This window comes from Actinoplanes sp. NPDC048988, assembly GCF_043197815.1.
Classification (GTDB): Bacteria; Actinomycetota; Actinomycetes; order Mycobacteriales; family Micromonosporaceae; genus Actinoplanes.
The window spans coordinates 149,128-167,876 of the sequence record NZ_JBICTW010000010.1 but is presented as its reverse complement, the minus strand read 5'-3'; the positions used below and the strand labels follow the sequence as shown (position 1 = coordinate 167,876).

Here is an 18,749-nt window from a genome sequence, read left to right as displayed (position 1 = left end):
CCGGGCCGTGTCCGGCCCGGGCCGGCGGCCTACTTGGTGATCGAGACGGTGTTGAACTGCTCGGCGGTGAGCGGGCTCGGCACCAGGCCTTCGACGTTCTTCGTGGTGACCAGGGCGGGCGGGCCGTGCCAGATCGGGACGGCCGGCAGCCACTTGCTGGCGATGTCGCGGTTGACCTGCTCCCACGCGGCTTTCTTGGCGTTCTGCTCGACGGTGGCGTCGGCCTTGCCGATGGCGGTGAACATGTCGGTCATGGCGCCGTCGCCGAACTCCTTCTTCTCCCGGCCGAAGAACGTGCCGACGAAGTTGCCGGGGTCGTTGTAGTCGCCGGTCCAGCCGAGGATGTGCAGGTCCTGCTTGCCGAACTGCTGCACGTCGTCCTTGAAGCCGCCGTTCCACGGGCGCGGCACGCCATTGATCTTGATGCCGGCGGCCTGCAGGTCGTTGGCCAGGACGGTGAAGATCTCCTGGGGGTTCGGCATGTACGGCCGGGACACCTCGGTCGGGTAGTAGAAGTTCAGGGTCAGCCCGGTCGCGCCGGCCTCGGACAGCAGCTGCTTGGCCTTGTCCAGGTTGTAGTCGTACTTCTGCACGTCCGGGGCATAGCCCATGACCGTGCTCGGCAGGAACTCGTCGGCCACCGTGGAGCCGCCCGGTCCCTTGGTCTGCACGAGCTGGGCGCGGTTCAGGGCGTACGCGATCGCCTGGCGTACCCGCAAGTCTCTCAGCTTGGGGTTCTTCTGGTTGATGCCCAGGTAGAGGATGTTGAAGGCGGGCCGGTTGAGGACCTTGTAGCCCTCGTCGGCCAGCGCCTTGCGGTCGGCCGGGGCCGGGAAGTCGATCGCTTGCACGGTGCCGGCGCGCAGCTCCTGCTTGCGGGTGTTCTCGTCCTTGATGACCTTGATGATCATCTTGTCGACCTTGGCCTTGTCACCCCAGTAGTCGGGGTTCTTGTTCAGCGTGATCTCGCCGGTCGCCTTGTTCCAGCCGCCGTAGGTGAAGGCGCCGGTGCCGGTCGGGTGCTCGGTGGCGAAGGCGCTGTACGCGAACGAGTCGCCGTTCTGGGTCACCTTGTCGGCGTCGTACTGCTTCATCGCGGTCGGGCTGGCGATCGAGAACGCGGTGAGCGCGAACGCGCCCGGGAAGGCGCCCTTGTACTTCTTCATCGTCACGACCGCGGTGGAGGCGTCCTGCGCCTTGCAGTTGTCGTAGACGGCGTCCGGGCTGCCGGCGAAACCGCCGAACACGTCGGCGTAGTAGATCATCTGGGACTGGGCGGCCTCGCCCTTCATATTGAACCAGCGGTCGAAGTTCGCGCAGACCGCCGCCGCGTCCAGGGCCGAGCCGTCGTGGAACTTGACGCCCTGGCGCAGCTTGAACGTCCACACCTTGCCGGTGGGGTCGTTCGACCAGCTCTCGGCCAGGCCACCGGTCAGCTCGGCGGTGCCGGGCTTGTGGGTGACGAGAGTGTCGTACATCTGCCGGATGGGCCGGAACGACTCACCGTCGTCGTTGAAGATCGGGTCGAAGTTCTTCGGATCACCGGCCCCCGCGAAGATGAAGGTCCCGCCGGTCGCCGCCTTGTTCTCGTCGCCACCGCTGTCGCGGTCACTTTTCGCGCAACCGGCCCCGCCGATGGCCAGCGCCGCGACGACCCCGGCGGCGATGACCGTCCGGAGCCTCCGTGCCTGCATCCCCGATGCACGCATGATATTCACCTCGTCCTGTGGGTACGGGCAAACGCGGTGACGGGCTGGTCACCGTTGGCGAGACCCTAACCACTTACGAAGATCAATATCCCGGGTTGGTACCGGATCGTGTCCTTCGGCGGGGCCCGGCCACTCAGCGGGCAATGACCGGCTGTCCCTCACCCGGGCGCATCCGTCCCCGGCCGACAGCTGTCGAGTTAGGACACCCGGTTGCGTTAGATTGTTCGGGGTCGATGCGGGGAGGGGACGTGGCGACACCATCGGCGCCGTGGTGGCAGCGGGTCGACGAAGCGGCGGAACTGATCGCCTCGACGGTGAACGCGGCCGCGGCGCAGGCCCGCCGGGACGGGGTGTACGTCCCGCCCGACGGCACGCCGGCGCCGCGCCGGCGGCGGCACGCGGCCTCGCTGCGCCACCTGGCCGAGGTGATCAGGGCCCACCGGATGGCGCCCGGCCTGGCCGTCGACAAGGACGTCGTCGCCGGTGTGCTCGCCGGCGACCGGCGGTACCTGAGCGACCCGGTCGCCGTCGTCGCGGTCGCCCGGGCCTCGCACCACATCGCCGGCGTGCCGTTCGGCCCGGACGACGCCCGGCGGCTGGCCGTCGCCGTCGGCCACCTCGGCACACTCATCGACGCCGCCCGCGAGGCCGACCGCCGCGCCCCGGACCTGCTACCTGTCCCGCGCCCGTCGTCGGAGCTGGTCAGACAGGAAACCGAGCTTCCGAGGCGGCGCCGGTGGCTGCCCTGGGCCGTCGTACTGGCGATCTTCGCCGCCGGTGTGGGCTCGGGCGTGGCCGGCTCCCGGCTCGCCGCCGGATCGGCCGAACCCACACCGGGCGCGGCGCCGACGCCGGCCACCGGATGGGGCTGTCTGCCGTCCGGCGTACCCCGGCCCGACGGGGCGCTCGTGATGGGCCCACCCGGCACGCCGTCCGTCCCGTCGATCCGCCCCGACTGGTGGTCCAACGCCGTCAACATGGGGCTGACCACCCGGCCGGCCGGATTCGTGGCCGCCGTACCCGCCGGATCCACCCTGCCGTACGAGCAGATGGTGATCCGCAGCGGCATCACGCTCATCGCCGGACATCGCTACCGGCTCGATTTCACCGTCACGGCCGACCGCTCCGTCGACGTCCTGCTGCGCGTGCAGGACAAGAGGCCGCCGGCGTTCCAGCCGGCGCTGATGGAAAGCCTCCCCCTGAGCCGGGTGCCCTGCCGGCACAGTTACACCTTCACGGCCGGCCGGACCGTCACGGACATCGGCGAGGTCACCTTCCAGCTCGGCGGGGTGGGCGCCCTCGTCGTCACCGTCGACGACGCCGTGCTCGTCGACACCGGCGTCTGAGCCGCCTCCATCTGTCGGCCGCCGGCCCTATCTGTCCCCGGGCGCCGGCCGGCGGACAGTTCCGCCTTGCCGCGGCCATCGATGCCGTCCGATGCTCCCACCGGCCCCGAACTTCGAGGAGCATGAGCATGGCGATTTCGCGACGCACGGTGGGCGCATGGTTCGCGGCCCTGCTGTGCCTGATTCCCCTCCTGGCCGCGACACCGGCCGAGGCGGCGGCCCACGGCCGGGTGCTGGTCGTCGGCGACTCGATCAGCCAGGGCCTGGAGGGCGACTTCACCTGGCGCTACCGGCTGGCCCAGCATCTGGCCGCCGTCGGGCAGTCGGTGGACTTCGTCGGCCCGTGGGCCGGGACCCACGTGATCCCGGCCGCGCTGCCGGCCGAGGGCCAGACCCTTCCGGCGGTGCACACCGGCGCGTACCGGCCCGGCATCAGTTTCGACTCGGCCAACCTGGCCCAGTGGGGCTGGCAGATGAACAAGGCGAAGGCGGTCATCGAGGCCGAGACGTTCGCCGCGAACCCGGACTATCTGCTCCTCGAGCTCGGCTTCAACGATCTCGGCTGGTTCGTCAGCGACGCCAACGGCCTCTGGACCGACCTGGGCGCCTTCCTGGCCGGCGTCGACCGGGCCGCCGCCCGGCGCGGACATCAGATCAAGGTCGCGGTGGGTACGGTGCCGCAGCGGTCCCCGATCGAGGGACGGGCCGACCTGCCCGTGGCCATCGACGCCTACAACGCGAAGGTGCGCTCGAGCCTGGGCGCCCTCGGCGCGAACTACGCCAACCTGAGCCTGGCCGTGGCCGACATCGCCGCCCGGTACGACTGGCGGGTCGACTCCTACGACGACCTGCACCCCGGCGTGCGCGGCGAGTACGTGATCGCCGACGTCTACGCCGACACCCTGGCCGCCGCCTGGTCCTTCGGGGCCGCCGCCTCGTACCCGCCGGCGACCGTGGACGCGCCGATCAATCTGGCCTTCCCGGCCGCGGTGACCGTCACACCGATCACCGAGGGGCTCCGGATCTCGTGGTCGCACGTGTTCGGGGCCGGCGGCTACCTGCTCTACCAGCGCAACGTGAGCGCCGGCGAGACGACCTTCACCCAGCTCCCGCTGCCCATCGGGGCCGACTCCTGGACGTCACGGCCGCTGCCGGCCGGGATGCGGGCCGAGTACCAGGTCCGGGCGGTCAAGGGCAACCTGCGGGCGAACACCCCGTCGAGCGTGGCCACCGGCACGGTCGGCGGCAGCCCGCCCGGCGTGGTCCCGCGGGTCGAGGTCTCGAACATCGCGGAGAACTCGGCGAAGATCAGCTGGACGCCCGCCTCGGGCGCCGACAGCTACGCCATCCACGAGACCTACCTGCGCACCTGGGTGCAGAACAAGCTGCCGTGGAACATCGCCGGCCCCACCTTCACCGCCGGGCTGCTCACCTCGGGCACCTGGTACAAGTACACCGTCGTGCCCTACAACGGCTACCTGTCGGCCGGTGGCACCTCGACGGTCGGGTTCCGCACCACCGGCATCGGCACCCGCGAGGTGGTGGCGATGGGTGACTCGTACGCCTCCGGCCTGGGCGCCGACGCCTACGACGCCGACCCGGACAACACCGGCTGCAAGCGGTCGGCCTACGCCTGGGGACGGCAGATCCTCGGCTCGTTCATCGCCCGCCGCTGGCTGCTGGCCTGCGCCGGCCGGCTGATCCACCAGGTCAAGGCCGACCAGGTGCCGGTGCTGGCCGGGCTGCCGAACGCCTCACCGCGCCTGGTCACCGTGGTGGCCGGCGGGAACGACGTCGAATGGTTCCAGATCCTGCTCGAGTGCGCGGCCGGCGACTGCACCGACCAGCGGGGCCGGGCCGAGAGCAACATCGACAACATCGAGGACAACCTGGTCGACCTCTACAAGGCGATCAAGGCGGCCTCGCCGGCCAGCGACGTGGTGGCCGGCGGATATCCGATCATTCTCGAGCCCGGCGCCAGTGGTTGCGGCCAGCTCTACTTCAGCAACGCCGAGCGCGACATGGTCCGCGACCTGACGATCCGGATGAACAACATGATCGAACGGGCCGCCCGCGAAGCCGGTGTCATCTCGGCCGCTCAGCAGGTCGAGGACGAGTTCCGCGGGCACGGCGTCTGCAACGGCAACACGGCCGACCCGGCCAACCAGGAATGGCTGCACCAATGGGTGCTCGACACCAACGTCGTCGAGTCGTTCCACCCCAACCGCCGTGGACAGGTCGGCTACGCCACGGCCTTCCTGAACGCGTTCCAGTCCTATGCCGCCCAGCCACACACCACCGACGAGTGAGGAAACCCGACATGACCAAGCTTCGACTCCGTACGGCCGCGGTCCTGGCCCTGCTGTTCCCCGGCCTGGCCGTCACGCCCGCCCCGGCCCGGGCCGCGGTCGGCCCCCTGCACGGGTGCCAGGCCAACTACGTCTGCGTCTACCTGAACGTCAACTTCAACAGCAACCGCGGCCCGGACTCCTCGTGGTACGCCCCGGACTGGCTCGCCGGCTGCGGCATGATCGACCTCGGCCGGCCCATCAACCTGCGTAACGCCGTCGACTCGGTGGTCAACAACACGAGCAGCAAGTACCTGCTGCTCGACCACAAGTCGGCGAACCACTCGGCCGACGTGGGCCTGGGCCTGATGGCCCCCCACAAGGGCTACTCGAGCCTGCTCGGCGGCAACAACAAACTGGACGAGATCGTCAGCCCCGACTGCGTCTGACTCTCGCTTATGGGATCAAGCGGCTGCCGCATGGAGTATCCCGCCGGGCCGCGGTGACATGGATCCATGACTCGCACCTGGGATGTCCTCACCGCGGCCACCGTCGTCGGCGGCGGCCTGCTCGCCGGCGTGTTCTTCGCGTTCTCCGCCTTTGTCATGAGTGGACTGCGGCGCCTGCCCGACCCGGCGGGCGCCGCCGCCATGCGCTCGCTCAACGTGACCGCCGAGCGGCCGCCTCTCATGATCGCCCTCTTCGGGGTGTCGGCGCTGTGTGTCGCGGTGGCCGTCCGGGCGCTGGCGACCTGGTCGCAGCCCGGCTCCGGCTGGCTGCTGACGGGCGCGGTCCTGACCGTGGCCGGGGCCCTCGGCGTCACCGTCGTGGTCAACGTGCCGCTCAACAACCGCCTGGACGCGGACACGATCACCTGGTCGCGGTACCTGGCCGGCTGGGACCCGGCCAACCACGCCCGGACCGTCCTCTGCCTGGCCGGCTGTGCTGTCCTGCTGATCGGCCTGCTCCGCCGGCAGTGAGCGGGGTGGCACTTTCCGGGGATTCGAGACCGTCGCCGTCTCCGTAGCGTGAGTGCGAACCGAAGATCACTCGCACGGGGAGAAACACAGATGGTCAGCAGAAGGGCAATGCTGCTCGCGGCGGCCGCGGGGACCCTGGCCGGCTGCGGACCGGCCCGGCATCACGCCACGTCCCCGCCGGCCTCCCCCGCACCCTCGTCCGCCGCCGCCTCCTCGGCACCGCCGCCGCCGCCGAAGGTCCGGCTGATCGGTGACGGCAGCACCAGCGACACCGGGCCGCAACCGCACCAGCCGGTCGCCCGGCCGCTGCGGCCCGGCGAGGAGCCGCCGCAGTTCGTGGTGTTCTCCTGGGACGGCTCCGGGCGGGCCGATCTGTTCACCCGGTTCCGGGAGCTCGCGCGGGAACTGCACGGCAATATGACGTTCTTCCTGACCGGCCTCTACACGCTGCCGAAGTCGAAGCGCATGCTCTACCGGCCGCCGCGGCACCCGGCCGGCGCCTCCGCCATCGGCTGGTTCTCCGAGAAGTCGGTGCACGGCACGATCGGCCAGCTCGGCCCGGCCTGGCTGGCCGGCAACGAGATCGGCACCCACTTCAACGGTCACTTCTGCGGGCCCGGCGGCGTCGAGCGCTGGTCGCCGTCCGACTGGGACAGCGAGATCGATCAAGCCCTTTCCTTCGTACGGAACTGGCGCACCAACACCGGCTTCACCGACCTGCCCCCGCTGCCGTTCGATTACGGCAAGGAGCTGATCGGCGGCCGGACCCCCTGCCTGGAGGGGCAGAAGAACCTGCTGAAGGCGTCCCGCGCCCAACAGTGGAAGTACGACAGCTCCGGCACCGGCACCCAGGTCTGGCCCAAGCAGTGGAAGAACGGCCTCTGGCAGGTGCCCATGCAGAGCATCCCGTTCCCGGGGCACAGCTTCGAGGTCATCTCGATGGACTACAACATCATGTTCAACCAGTCGCGGACCCCACACGGCGACCCGGCGCGGCACCAGGCCTGGAAGGCGCAGGCCCGAGACGCCTACCTGGCCGGTTTCCGGCGGGCCTACACCGGCAACCGGGCGCCCCTGATCATCGGCAACCACTTCGAGAACTGGAACCGCGGCATCTACATGGACGCGATCACCGAGGCGGCCCGGGCCATGGCCCAGCACCCGCACGTCCGCTTCGTGTCGTTCCGCCAGCTCGTGGCCTGGCTCGAGGCGCAGAACGAGGCCGTCCTGAAGCGCCTGCGCGCGCTGCCCGTGGGCCGTGCTCCGCGCGGCGGGTGGGCCGAGTACCTGGGCAGTGCCGGCTGAGACTGATCCGTGACCTTGAGCTGCGGGGCGGTGACGGAAAGTCGGGTGAATACAGTGGAATCATCCGCAAATGGTCCTCGTTGACTGGCGCGACCTGGTGCGCGCGACCGACGGTTATCTCGCCCAGCCGGGTGTTCCCGCCGAACAGCTGGCCGCGTGCGAGAGCCTCACCCACGACCTCCGGAGGCTGTACGAGGTCACCGACGGCTTCCTGGAGCAGGACGGGCAGCGGTTCTTCCTCTGGCCGCTGGCCGACCTGACCTCCCGCAACGAACGCGAGTGGCGTGACGCGCCGCCGGCCCGGCGCGAGCTCGTCGCGATCGGCGACGACGGCACGGGGGCCCGTATCTGCGTACCCCGGGACGGGAACCCCGGTGTTTTCCTGTGGGACCCGGTGAGCGCGGCCCCGCACTGGCTGGCGAACGACCTGGGTGACTTCTGGGTCGGATGGACGCAGCGCAGACTGACAACGATCGTGCCCGTAAGTTCCGGAACCTCGCCGTCCGCTTGACTGCCCCGGGGGCAATTTTTAAGACTGTTACACATTAACCCCCTCTCCCCCGAGGAATCCCCTATGCGTAAGTCACGGTTTTTCATCGCGGCCGCGGCCGTGGTGGTGGCCCTGAGCGGCGGCCTGGCCGTCGGCTCCAGGAGCGACACGGCCGAGGCGGCCGTGGTCTGGAACGAGGACTTCAACGGCGCGGCCGGCACCGGCGTCGACACGTCGAAGTGGAACTTCGACGTGGGCGGCAGCGGCTGGGGCAACCAGGAGCTGCAGTACTACACCAGCGGCACGAGCAACGTCGCCATGGACGGCCAGGGTCACCTGGTCATCACCGCCCGCAAGGGCAGCGGCGGCAACAACTGCTGGAACGGCACCTGCCAGTTCACCTCCGGCCGCATTCAGACCTCCGGCAAGTTCAGCCAGCAGTACGGGCACGTCGAGGCCCGCATCCAGGTCCCCAACGGCTCCGGCCTCTGGCCCGCCTTCTGGATGCTCGGCGGCGGCAACTGGCCCACCGACGGCGAGATCGACATCATGGAGGTCGTCGGCCGGGACCCCAACCGGCTGTTCGGCACCCTGCACGGACCCGGCTACTCCGGCGGCGGCTCGTTCGGCGGCACCCTGGTCGCCGGCTCACCCTGGTACCAGGCCTTCCACACGTACGCCGTGGACTGGTCGCCCAATCTGATCGTGTGGACGGTCGACGGCCAGGAGTACTTCCGGGCCACGCCCGACTCGCTGCGCGCGGCCAAGGGCAACGTGAACTGGGTGTTCGACCACCCGTTCTTCATCATCCTCAACCTCGCGGTCGGCGGGAACTTCGGTCAGGGCAACCCGGCCGGCCTGCCCAACGAGAGCCGGATGCTGGTCGATTACGTCCACGTCAGCACCTCGACCACCACCCCGCCGCCGACCGGTAACGGCACCGCCCTCAAGTCCAGCCTGAGCGGCCGCTGCATCGACATCCCGAACGCCAACCCGGCCGACGGGGCGCGCCTGCAGACGTGGGACTGCAACGGCTCGGCGGCTCAGCAGTGGACGGCGAACGGCGACGGCACGATGCGGGCCATGGGCAAGTGCATGGACCCGGCCGGCGGCGCCCTCGCCAACGGCACCCCGATCCAGCTGGTCACCTGCAACGGCAACCCGGTGCAGCGGTTCACCCTGTCGGCCGCGGGTGACCTGGTGAACGTCTCGGCCAACCGGTGCGTCGACGTCAAGGACCGCAACACCGCCAACGGCGCCCAGCTCCAGCTCTGGGACTGCGCCGGCACCCCCAACCAGAAGTGGTCCCGCGCCTGACCGCAGGACCGGTGGCGATCGGCGCGCTCCGGCCCGCCGATCGCCACCGCCCGGGTCAGATCCGGCTTCGGGCCTGCTCGAGGTGCCGCGTGATGGCGTGCGCACCGTGATCGCGGGCGATGGCCTGGGCCTCGTCGAGTATGGCGAGCGCGTCCGGGCGGCGATCCTGCGCGGCCGCGATGTAGGCCAGGCCGACCATGTTGGAGGCCACACCGGCCAGTGACCCGGTCTCGCGGCGCAGCCGGGACGACTCCTCCAGGTACTGGCGAGCCTCGTCCAGCCGGCCGGCGGCGTGGGCCGCGATGCCCAGGTGCCGCAGAGCCTCGGATCGGGTGTGCTTGTCCCCGGCCTCCGCGGCGAGCTCCAGGTACGGCGTCGCGGTCTCGTTGTCGCGCCGGATGAACTGGTGGACACAGCCGATCCAGAACAGCGCCTCGGCCTCACCGCGCGCGTCGTTCAGAGCCCGGTACAGCTCGAGCGCCCGCTCGAACAACGGCAGCTCGGCCGGATCCTCGGCGGCCGGCCCGTCACCGCTCTGGAACCGCGCGTGCCGGATCTTCCCCCGCGCCAGGGCCGTGTCCGCCTCGAGCGCGTCCAGCGCCCGCTCGGCGTCCGTCAGCGGGCCGGGGTCACCGCCGTACACGGCCCGCTCGTACGCTTCCCTGGCCTGTTCGAGCCGATCTTCCGTGATCATGGCGAACAGTCTTTCACTGCAAATCCTGCAACTCCTTGTTTCGGCATCGACGCATATCTATCGTCCCGAGGTAAGCGCTTTCCTTCGTGGGCGGTAGCGCGACGCACCCGAACCGACGAAAGCGAGACGAGGATGAAACGATCGATCGCCCTCAGCGTGGGGGCCACCGCCGTCGCGGCCGCCACCATCATGCTGACCCTGCCGGCCGGCCCGGCCCTGGCCGCCGACAACCTGAGCCTCGGGGCCGGCGCCGACGGGTCCAGCAAGGCCAGTGGCACCAGCTACGGCAACGTCAAGGACGGGAACACCGGCACCTACTGGTCGCCCAACGGCTCGACCGGATACGTCTCGGTCAAGTGGGGCAGCGCCACCACGGTGTCCTCGGCCGTCGTCCGGCAGGCCTCCGGCGGCGGCTCGATCGGCGCCTGGCGGGTGCTCAACGCCGACAGCGGCGCCGTCCTGGCCAGCGGCAGCGGCAGCCCGAGCACCATCTCGTTCGCCTCGACGTCGCTGAAGAAGCTGACCCTCGACATCACCAGCGCGTCCGGCGCGCCGCGGATCGCCGAGTTCGAGACGTACGGCGGTGGCGGCGGCACGACGCCGACGACGCCACCCACCACACCACCGACCACCCCGCCCACGAACCCCGGCACGCCGACCGGCTCCTGGCCGTCCTCGGCCGGCTCGGCCAGCGTCTCGGGCACGATCAACGTCTCGGGCACCTTCGACGGGGGCATGAAGACGTACTGCTGCATCGGTGACGGCTCGCAGAACGAATCCCAGGACCCGATGTTCAAGATCGCGAACGGCGGCACCCTGCAGAACGTCATCATCGGCTCCCCGGCCGGCGACGGCGTGCACTGCGAGGGCACCTGCACGATCCGCAACGTGTGGTGGAACGACATCGGCGAGGACGCTGCCACCTTCAAGGGCACCGGCGGCGGCACCAGCTACGTCATCGGCGGCGGCGCCCGGTCCGGCAGCGACAAGACGTTCCAGCACAACGGCAACGGCACGGTCAGCATCTCCGGCTTCTACCTGAGCGGCTCCGGCAAGCTCTACCGCGCCTGCGGCAACTGCTCCAGCTCGTACCAGCGCCATGTCAAAATCGACAACGTGCTGCTGAACGACATCGACATGGTCGCCGGCATCAACAGCAACTGGGGCGACACGGCCACCATCACCCGCGTCACCCTGCGCAACAGCTCCAGCGCCACGGTCTGCGGCAAGTACCAGGGCGTGGCCAAGGGCAGCGAGCCCAAGTACCTCGGCGAGGGCTGGAACGACGCCAACTGCAAGGTCAACCGCAGCGACATCACGTACGGGTAGCGATGCCCCCAGCCGGGGCCGCTCCGGCCGCGACGGGTCAAGACCCGCGTTCGGAGCGGTCTCGGCGAGAGGGACGGGTCAGCCGGACCGAGGCGATGAGGCCGATCAGCAGGAACCCGGCCGCCGTGAACGCCGTCCATCGGGTGGCCGTCGACAACGCCCGCTCGGCGTCGGCGGCCAGGGGTGCCGTCGGCGGGGCGGCGGCCAGGCCGGGTATCGCCGCGCCCCCGCTGTCCTTGACCGCCGACACGATCGCCGAGCGCTGCCGCTCCGGCAGGCCGCGGTCCTGAAGCGCGGTGCTCAGCTGCCCGGCGAGGACGCTGAACAGGACGGTGCCCAGCACCGCGATACCCAGGGCCGAGCCGAGCTGCCGGGTCGTGCTCTGAGTGCCGGAGGCCTGGCCGCTCATCTCCACCGGCACGTCGGCCAGCACCACCCCGGTGATCTGGGCGGTGGCCAGGCCGACGCCGACGCCGTAGACGAACAGCATCGGCGCGACCTGCCACCAGGCGGCGCCGGGCGCGGCGACCAGCCCGACGCCGACGACCCCGGCGAGCTCCAGCAGAATCCCGAGCCGTACGGAGAAGACGGCGCCCCGGGCGGCCGTGAGCGGGACGGCCAAGCCGCTGGCCACAAAACTTCCGGCCGCCAGCGGCAGCAGGACCAGCCCGGTCTCGAACGCGCTGTAGCCCCGCACGTTCTGCAGCCACAGCGGCAGCGCGAAGAGCAGGCCGAACTCGCCCAGGCTGACCACACCGGCCACCACGTTGCCGTTGCGGAACGAGGAGATGGCGAACAGCCTCAAGTCGAGCAGGACGGGCCGGCCGGCCGCGTTGCGGCGCCGCTCCACCAGCACGAAAGCCAGCAGGCCGGCCACGGCCAGCGCGAAGGCGAACGGCACCGGCGACAATCGCGCCGTCCAGCTCAGGCCGGCCACGTCCACCGGACCGGTGCGCTCGAACCAGCCGTACTCGCGGCCCTCGATGAGCGCGAAGACGAGCGCGGCCAGGCTCACCACGGACAGGACGGTGCCGGCCCAGTCGTTGCCGCCACGGCGGCGCGGCTCGCGCGACTCGGGCAGCAGCAGCGGCGCGCCGATCAGCAACAGCAGCCCGAGCGGGACGTTGATCCCGAACGCCCACCGCCAACTGAACTCGGTGGTGAGCCAGCCACCGAGCAGTGGCCCGAGCGCTGCCGTGCCGCCGATGGTGGAGCCCCACACGGCGAACGCGATACCGCGCTCCCGCCCGGTGAAGTTGGCGTTGAGCAGCGACAGGGACGTGGGCAGGATCATCGCTCCGCCGATGCCCTGCACCAGCCGGCAGGCGATCAGCACGGGTGGCGTGGGGGCCAGGGCGCATCCGACACTGCCGAGGACGAAGACGCCGATGCCGGCCATGAACAGCCGGCGCCGGCCGGCCCGGTCGGCCGTACGGCCGGCGACCAGCAGGAGCGAGGCCAGGACCAGGGTGTACGACTCCTGGATCCACTGCGCGTCGCTCGAGGTGGCGCCGATGTCGTCGATGATCGACGGCACCGCGACGTTCACGATCGTCGCGTCCACGATGATCATCGCGACACCGAGGCTGACCACGATCAGGCCCAGCCACCGCCGTCGGCCAGATATCTCTGTCGTCATGAATCTTTTTATACAAGTATCTCGACCATCTAGCTACCTGAAGATCTTATGAACCCGTGCGGAGGGGTGTCCCTATGGGTTCTGTCAAGCGGCGAGGGCGAGCTTTTCCGCCGGTTTGTGTCTCTTGCCCTCAGCGCGTTTGCGGTCGTAGGGCCCGGCTGAGCGGGTCGGACAGGGCCGCGAACGCAGACCGGAACAACGCGCGTTTGAGCTGCTTGTTGCCGCCCTTGGGCGGGTGTTCCCCGCAGATGCTGGTGTTCGAACGGCGGGCATCGAGCATCCCCTCGATCCGCCCGGCGAGCTCTTCACGCTGTTTCAGCAGCTCCCGCAGGCTGTCGGCCAGCTTCGGCAGGATGGTCTCTGTCGCGGTTGTGCCGGGAACGACCACCGTCTGGGCGTCCAAGGCGGTAAAGATCTGCTCGACAAGGCGGGCACCCATGCACGGTGCCCGCGGCTTGACGATCTCGGTAAGACCAGCATCTCCAACTCGGCCAGAGTGTCATCACCGGCATCGACCCGACGCAGCGTGTGCGGCAACGTGCGAGCGGCGTCCGCGATCACATAGGCGTCACGGGCGTCGGTTTTCGCCGTGCCCGGGTGCGGATCGGCGAGCCGGCGCATGACCAGACCGGCAGGTAAGCGATCTGATGCCCAGCGGCGAATCACGCAGCCGTTTACCTGTTGGGTCCAGCGCGACCGCATGGTGATCGCTCTTGCCGACGTCCAAGCCGAGGAATACGCCGTACTCGTCGCTCACGTCTTCGTCTTCCACGATGTCCATCATGGGCTCGGCCGCCGTATCTGAGCGTCGGACTGCCGGCAGCCACGTTACGAAGAGACCGACCCAGAATGCGGGTGGCCGGGTCCCTATCAGCGGTCTCGCCGACGCCACCCAGTCCGGCGACAACACCCCCCGGATCATGCGTGCGACAGAAGCAGTAAGTCATACCGGACCGAGCGACCGAGCAGCCCCGGCTGGGGACGATCAAAAAGGTAACGGGCGCTGAGGGTCTACAAGTACCGGGCCAGCGTGGAAGCGACCTCGGCCCGCATCGGGTCCGGGTTGGCCCAGCTCCAGTTCGGGTGGGCCCGGTTGGTCATCAGCGACACCACCAGCTTGCGCCGCGGGTCGACCAGCAGCGAGGTGCCGGTGAATCCGGTGTGGCCGAACGTCGTGGGCGACGACAGGTTGCCCATGAACCAGGGCTGGCGCAGGGTCACGCCGAGACCGTGGTCGGACGGGCGGCCGGGCCGCTCCGGGTCGACGGCGGGCAGGCCGGCGTTCTGGTTGGTGAGCATCTGCTTGACGATGGCCGCCGACAGCAGGCGCTTGCCGCCGTAGACGCCCCCGGCCAGCAGCATCTGACCGGTCAGGGCGACGTCGCGGGCCGTGCCGAACAGCCCGGCGCTGCCGATCACCCCGCCCATCTGGGCCGCGATGTCGTCGTGCACGACCCCGCGCAGCAGACCGCGGGACGTCCGGGCGTCGGTCGCCACCAGCCGCGCCGCCTGGTCGGCCGCGGAGAGCCACTTGCGCGGGTTGAAGCCCATGTACCGCAGGCCCATCGGGGTGGTGATGCCGTTGCGGACGGCCACGTCGAGGGTGGTGCCGGTGACTTTCTCGACGATCTGGCCGGCGACCATCAGGCCGGCGCTCGAGTAGCGGAACGTCCGGCCGGGCACGGCCCCGCTGACCAGCGGCGTGGCCAGCACCCGGGCCCGCTGGGCGGCGGCCGACAGGCCCTTCACACCGGTGACGCCGACCGGTAGCCCGCTCGTGTGCGCGAGCAACATCCGTACGGTCACCTTGGCCTTGTTCGTGCCGGTGAACCCGGGCAGATAGCGGGCGACCGGGGCGTTCAGATCGACCTTGCCCTTGTCGACCTGCTGAAGCAGGGCGATCGCCACGTACACCTTGGTCAGCGAGGCGAGATCGAAGATCGAGTCGGTTCGCATGGCCACCCGCTTGGCCGCGGCCAGCTCGACCGGCCCGGCGCCGTAGCGCAGCGCGTGCCCGACGGCGAGGTTCACGGTCGTCGAGTTGTTCACCATCACGACCAGCGCGGCCCCGGCATAGGTCGGGTGCTTCGGGTTGGCCGGGGTCGCTTTCAGATACTTGGTGAGTACGGCCTTGAGCGGCGCCACATACGCCGGGGCGGCCGCGGCGGCGACTCCACCACCCGTACCGCCGCTGTCCTGTCCTTTGACCCAGTCGTTCTTGTCCCGGCCACAGCCGGCGACGGCGGCGGTCAGCGCGGCGGCTCCGGCACCCAGGACATGGCGGCGACTCAGCGACATGGCCGAGATCATGCCATCCGCGCGCTTCGTTTGCTGTACCCCGCCGCCCACCATGTCGCCGAAGCCGGCATTTCCGTTCGCGCACGGCCCGGCCCGTGAGGCACGATCACGATCGTGGAGACGACCTCAGCTCAGTTGCTGCGCCGGGCGCACGCGACCTCCGACGTCGACGAGCTGATCGACATCGGGTGCGATCTCGCGGACAGCGGCGAGGCTGACGGCGCGGAGTGCTGCTTTCGGCGGGCCTCGGAGCTGGGTGACGCCGCCGGCGCCTTCAACCTCGGCAACACCCTGGCCGGCCAGAGGCGCTTCCCGGAAGCGGTGGACGCCTACGAGGTCGCCCTCGAGCGTGGCGAGACCGGCGCGTGGCTGAACCTCGGTCTGGTGTTGCACGAACTGGGCGACCTGGCCGGCGAGATGCGCGCCTACGAGCGGGCCGAACGGGCCGGCGACAGCGGCGGCGCCCTGGGGCTGGCCTTCTGTCTGCGGGAGCAGGGCGAGCGCCACGCGGCCATGGGGGCGATGGAACGCGCCGCTGCCGCGGGCAACGAACTGGCCGCGGCGGTGCTGGCCTGCTGGCGCTGGGACGAAAGCCTCGACCCTTCGCTCGAGCCGGCCCTGCGCGCCGGAGCGGAGCTCTACCCCTCCACCCGCGCGGACCTCGGCGACCTGCTGGTGACCACGGGCCGGATCGAAGAGGGCCGGCTGGTGCTGCTGCGCGGCATGGAGCTGGGCGAGACGGACAGCATGGTTCCGCTGGGGAACCTCTACGCCGATGTCCTCGGCGACGCCGGCGCCGCGGAAGCCGCCTACCGGGCCGGCGCCGAGCTCGGCGACACCCACGCCCATCACAACCTGGCGAACCTGCTCCAGAGCCACGGCGATCTGGCCGGAGCCGAGCGACATTTCCGCCTGGCCGCGGAGGGCGGAGACACCCTGGCCGCGGCGGCGCTGCACGACCTGCTCGGGAACTGAGCACGCGGTTCAGCATGGTCGAGCCCGCGACTGCGCCCAGCTGGTCATCGCCGCCTACGACGCGGGCCTGGTACGCCCGGCCCGGCCCCACTGAGCGGGTCTACTTACGCGCGACCGCGCCGTAGACGGACACCTGGTCGTCGGACGGCGCGGGCTCCGTGGGCTCGCCGAGGTCGGGCCGCCACGCCGGGACGACCCGCAGGCCCGGGTCGACCATCTCCAGGCCGGTGAAGAACCGTTCGATCTCCGGCTTGGAGCGGACCCGCATGGTGACGCCCTGCCGGCGGTAGATCTCGGCGACCTGGGCCCACGCCTCCGGGCGGAAGTCGCCGGTCAGGTGGGACAGCGCCAGGTAGCTGCCGGGCGGCAGCGCGGCCAGCAGCCGTTCCACGATCTTTCCCGGCTCGTCCTCGTCGCCGATGAAGTGCAGGATGGCGATGAGCAGCAGGCCGACCGGGCGGTCGAGGTCGAGGGCGCCGGTGCGGGTCGCCGCGCGGAGGATGGCGTCGACGTCGCGCAGGTCGGCGTCGACGTACTCGGTCCGCCCGCGGGGATCGCCGGTCAGCAGGGCCCGGGCGTGGGCCAGCACGATCGGGTCGTTGTCGACGTAGACGATCCGGGACCGGGGCTCGACCGCCTGGGCGACATGGTGCACGTTCGGAGCGCTGGGAATGCCCGTACCGATGTCGAGGAACTGGTCTATGCCCCGCTCGGCCAGGAACCGCACCGCCCGGCGCAGGAACAGCCGGTTCTCGCGTGGCGGGATCCGGCTGTCCGGGTTGGCCTTCAGGCCCCGGTGTGCCGCCTCGCGATCGGCCGCGAAGTTGTCCTTGCCGCCGAGCAGGTAGTCGTAGACCCGCGCCGGGTGAGGACGGTCGGTGTGCAGGTCGTCGTGCTCGGCCATTGACCGATCATCGCACGTCGATCTGTCAGCCGTCCGCCCCGCCGCCGCTCTTCGGGGTCACCGCCTTCTCCCAGAAGCTGCGGACGACGGGTACGACCTCGGACACCGCCGGGATGCCCGGGCCCTTCTCCCGTTCGCCGACGGCGAGGGCCGGGGCCGAACGCTCCAGCGATCCGGCCATCCGGTCGATGTCGGTGATGATCGAGCCGGTGAGCACCAGCACCCCGGTGTCCTCGATGCCCGTACGCACCTTGTGCAAGGTCTGCCGGCGGGCCTCGCGCAAGCCGTCGAGCAGGTCTTCCAGGTTGCCGGCGTCCTGCGTGGTGTCGGCGTCCGGGTCGGTCTCCAGCGTGGCGTGCGCGGCGAACGCCTCCGAGGCGGCCGTGAGCAGCGGGCCGATGTCGTCCGGCACGCCGGGGCAGTGTGGTGTCGCGGCCGCGTCGAACAGCGTCCGGGCCACCGAGTTCACCTGGTGCACCCCGTGCTCGAGGACCCGGAACGTGTGGTGCACCGGCGCCACCTCGGTCAACGGTGTGGTCAGCGACCAGCGGGCCTGCCGGTCCAGGTCCTCGACCGCGTCGACCGCCTCACCCAGCGTCTCGCCGAGCTCGCGGGACCGCGCCAGCCACTGCGCGGCCTGGTCCCGGCCGTACCCGCGGGCGGCGCCGGCCCCGAGGTCGCCGAGCAGGCTCGCGATCTCGGTCGACAGACGGGCCAGCTTGCAATGCGCCCGTTCCAGCGGGGTCATCCCGCCGACGAGCGGCGACAGGATGATGCCGACCACGATGCCCAGGCCGGTCGCGCCGACCCGTTCCCACACGAAGGTCTCGGTGACGGCGCTGCCGGCGACCAGCACGCCCAGCGAGGTCGCGGGCACGGTGACCGAGCCGTCGCCCAGGCGCAGCACCCGGCCCACGATGAGCCCGCACCCGGCGATCACGGCGATGGACACCGGGCTCGGGCCGAACACACCCCACACCCCCACCGCCACGCCGATCCCGGCCAGGGTGCCGACCAGGCGTTTCGTGCCGTCCCGGAGCGAGGCGTGCGAGCTGAGGTGCACCGAGAGGATCGCCGAGATGGAGGCGGTGACCGCGCCGACGATCTGCAGGGTGGTGGCCGCCGACCAGGCGACCCCCGCGGCGATCGCGGCCACCAGGATGGAACGGGCCGTGGCCGGGTCGACCCGCTCGTACCACCGGCGCGCCACCCGGCACAGACCCGGCGGCAGCTGCGGTTCCACCCGCGCCAGCAGGTCCCGGCCGGCGGCCTCGACCACCGGTTTGACCTTGCGGCGCAGGATCAGCACGACCAGCGCGCAGAGCGTGAGGCTCCCGGCGACGATCGTGATCGGGTTCACGCTGCGGCTTCCTCTTGACGAGCGGTTGATCCGGTCGCAAAAAGTATCCGCAGACGCGATGGCAAATGTGCCGAATACGGGAATTGTGACGGAGCCCGCGCCGCCGCCTGACGTC

15 protein-coding genes and 1 pseudogene are annotated in these 18,749 nt (G+C 70.5%); 9 read left to right on the top strand and 7 right to left on the bottom strand.

Annotated elements, in window-relative coordinates; genetic code table 11:
• Positions 1-29: 29 nt before the first annotated feature.
• A complete protein-coding gene (locus ACGFJ7_RS28440) occupies positions 30-1,709 on the bottom strand; it encodes an ABC transporter substrate-binding protein (RefSeq protein WP_392644715.1) in 1,680 nt (559 codons plus the stop codon).
• A gap of 248 nt (positions 1,710-1,957) precedes the next feature.
• On the opposite strand from ACGFJ7_RS28440, the gene ACGFJ7_RS28435 reads away from it, so the two are divergent.
• From ACGFJ7_RS28435 to ACGFJ7_RS28405, 7 genes are all read left to right on the top strand, one after another.
• On the top strand, positions 1,958-3,055 hold the full coding sequence (locus ACGFJ7_RS28435; protein WP_392644714.1) for a hypothetical protein: 1,098 nt from the start codon (positions 1,958-1,960) through the stop codon (positions 3,053-3,055).
• 128 nt (positions 3,056-3,183) lie between these two features.
• Entirely contained in the window at positions 3,184-5,364 is a 2,181-nt protein-coding gene (locus ACGFJ7_RS28430; protein WP_392644712.1) for a GDSL-type esterase/lipase family protein, read from the top strand.
• 11 nt (positions 5,365-5,375) lie between these two features.
• A complete protein-coding gene (locus ACGFJ7_RS28425; RefSeq protein ID WP_360255200.1) occupies positions 5,376-5,792 on the top strand; it encodes a hypothetical protein in 417 nt (138 codons plus the stop codon).
• Positions 5,793-5,858: 66 nt separating this feature from the next.
• Entirely contained in the window at positions 5,859-6,323 is a 465-nt protein-coding gene (locus ACGFJ7_RS28420) for an anthrone oxygenase family protein (protein ID WP_360255203.1), read from the top strand.
• Between the two features lie 90 nt (positions 6,324-6,413).
• Positions 6,414-7,628: a hypothetical protein gene (locus tag ACGFJ7_RS28415; protein WP_392644711.1), complete on the top strand. Its 1,215-nt coding sequence runs from the start codon at positions 6,414-6,416 to the stop codon at positions 7,626-7,628.
• A 70-nt stretch (positions 7,629-7,698) separates the two neighbouring features.
• Entirely contained in the window at positions 7,699-8,139 is a 441-nt protein-coding gene (locus ACGFJ7_RS28410; protein ID WP_360255207.1) for an SMI1/KNR4 family protein, read from the top strand.
• A 63-nt stretch (positions 8,140-8,202) separates the two neighbouring features.
• Positions 8,203-9,435, top strand: a complete 1,233-nt coding sequence (locus ACGFJ7_RS28405; RefSeq protein ID WP_360255209.1) for a ricin-type beta-trefoil lectin domain protein — start codon at positions 8,203-8,205, stop codon at positions 9,433-9,435.
• A 55-nt stretch (positions 9,436-9,490) separates the two neighbouring features.
• Here the strand turns inward: ACGFJ7_RS28405 and ACGFJ7_RS28400 are convergent, their stop codons facing one another.
• Entirely contained in the window at positions 9,491-10,129 is a 639-nt protein-coding gene (locus ACGFJ7_RS28400; RefSeq protein WP_360255211.1) for a tetratricopeptide repeat protein, read from the bottom strand.
• Between the two features lie 132 nt (positions 10,130-10,261).
• On the opposite strand from ACGFJ7_RS28400, the gene ACGFJ7_RS28395 reads away from it, so the two are divergent.
• The gene (locus ACGFJ7_RS28395) at positions 10,262-11,458 is read left to right on the top strand and encodes a pectate lyase (RefSeq protein WP_360255214.1); all 1,197 of its coding nucleotides are present in this window, start codon (positions 10,262-10,264) and stop codon (positions 11,456-11,458) included.
• A gap of 37 nt (positions 11,459-11,495) precedes the next feature.
• On the opposite strand, the gene ACGFJ7_RS28390 is transcribed toward ACGFJ7_RS28395, so the two are convergent.
• The 3 genes and pseudogenes from ACGFJ7_RS28390 to ACGFJ7_RS28380 all read right to left on the bottom strand — a co-directional run bounded on the left by ACGFJ7_RS28390 (position 11,496) and on the right by ACGFJ7_RS28380 (position 15,395).
• Positions 11,496-13,097 carry a DHA2 family efflux MFS transporter permease subunit gene (locus ACGFJ7_RS28390; protein WP_392644708.1) on the bottom strand — a complete coding sequence of 534 codons (1,602 nt, stop codon included), beginning with the start codon at positions 13,095-13,097 and terminating at the stop codon, positions 11,496-11,498.
• Positions 13,098-13,205: 108 nt separating this feature from the next.
• Positions 13,206-13,854 (bottom strand): annotated as a pseudogene (locus ACGFJ7_RS28385) (transposase); the annotation flags it as partial.
• A 254-nt stretch (positions 13,855-14,108) separates the two neighbouring features.
• Positions 14,109-15,395 carry a serine hydrolase domain-containing protein gene (locus ACGFJ7_RS28380; RefSeq protein WP_392644706.1) on the bottom strand — a complete coding sequence of 429 codons (1,287 nt, stop codon included), beginning with the start codon at positions 15,393-15,395 and terminating at the stop codon, positions 14,109-14,111.
• Positions 15,396-15,509: 114 nt separating this feature from the next.
• Between ACGFJ7_RS28380 and ACGFJ7_RS28375 the strand changes: the two genes are divergently transcribed.
• Entirely contained in the window at positions 15,510-16,370 is an 861-nt protein-coding gene (locus ACGFJ7_RS28375) for a tetratricopeptide repeat protein (RefSeq protein WP_360255221.1), read from the top strand.
• Positions 16,371-16,470: 100 nt separating this feature from the next.
• Here the strand turns inward: ACGFJ7_RS28375 and ACGFJ7_RS28370 are convergent, their stop codons facing one another.
• Together ACGFJ7_RS28370 and ACGFJ7_RS28365 are read right to left on the bottom strand one after the other, a co-directional pair.
• Complete coding sequence (locus ACGFJ7_RS28370; protein WP_360255223.1) at positions 16,471-17,274, bottom strand: SAM-dependent methyltransferase; 804 nt, start codon at positions 17,272-17,274, stop codon at positions 16,471-16,473.
• A 25-nt stretch (positions 17,275-17,299) separates the two neighbouring features.
• The gene (locus ACGFJ7_RS28365; protein WP_392644704.1) at positions 17,300-18,634 is read right to left on the bottom strand and encodes an aromatic acid exporter family protein; all 1,335 of its coding nucleotides are present in this window, start codon (positions 18,632-18,634) and stop codon (positions 17,300-17,302) included.
• Between the last annotated feature and the right edge of the window lie 115 nt (positions 18,635-18,749).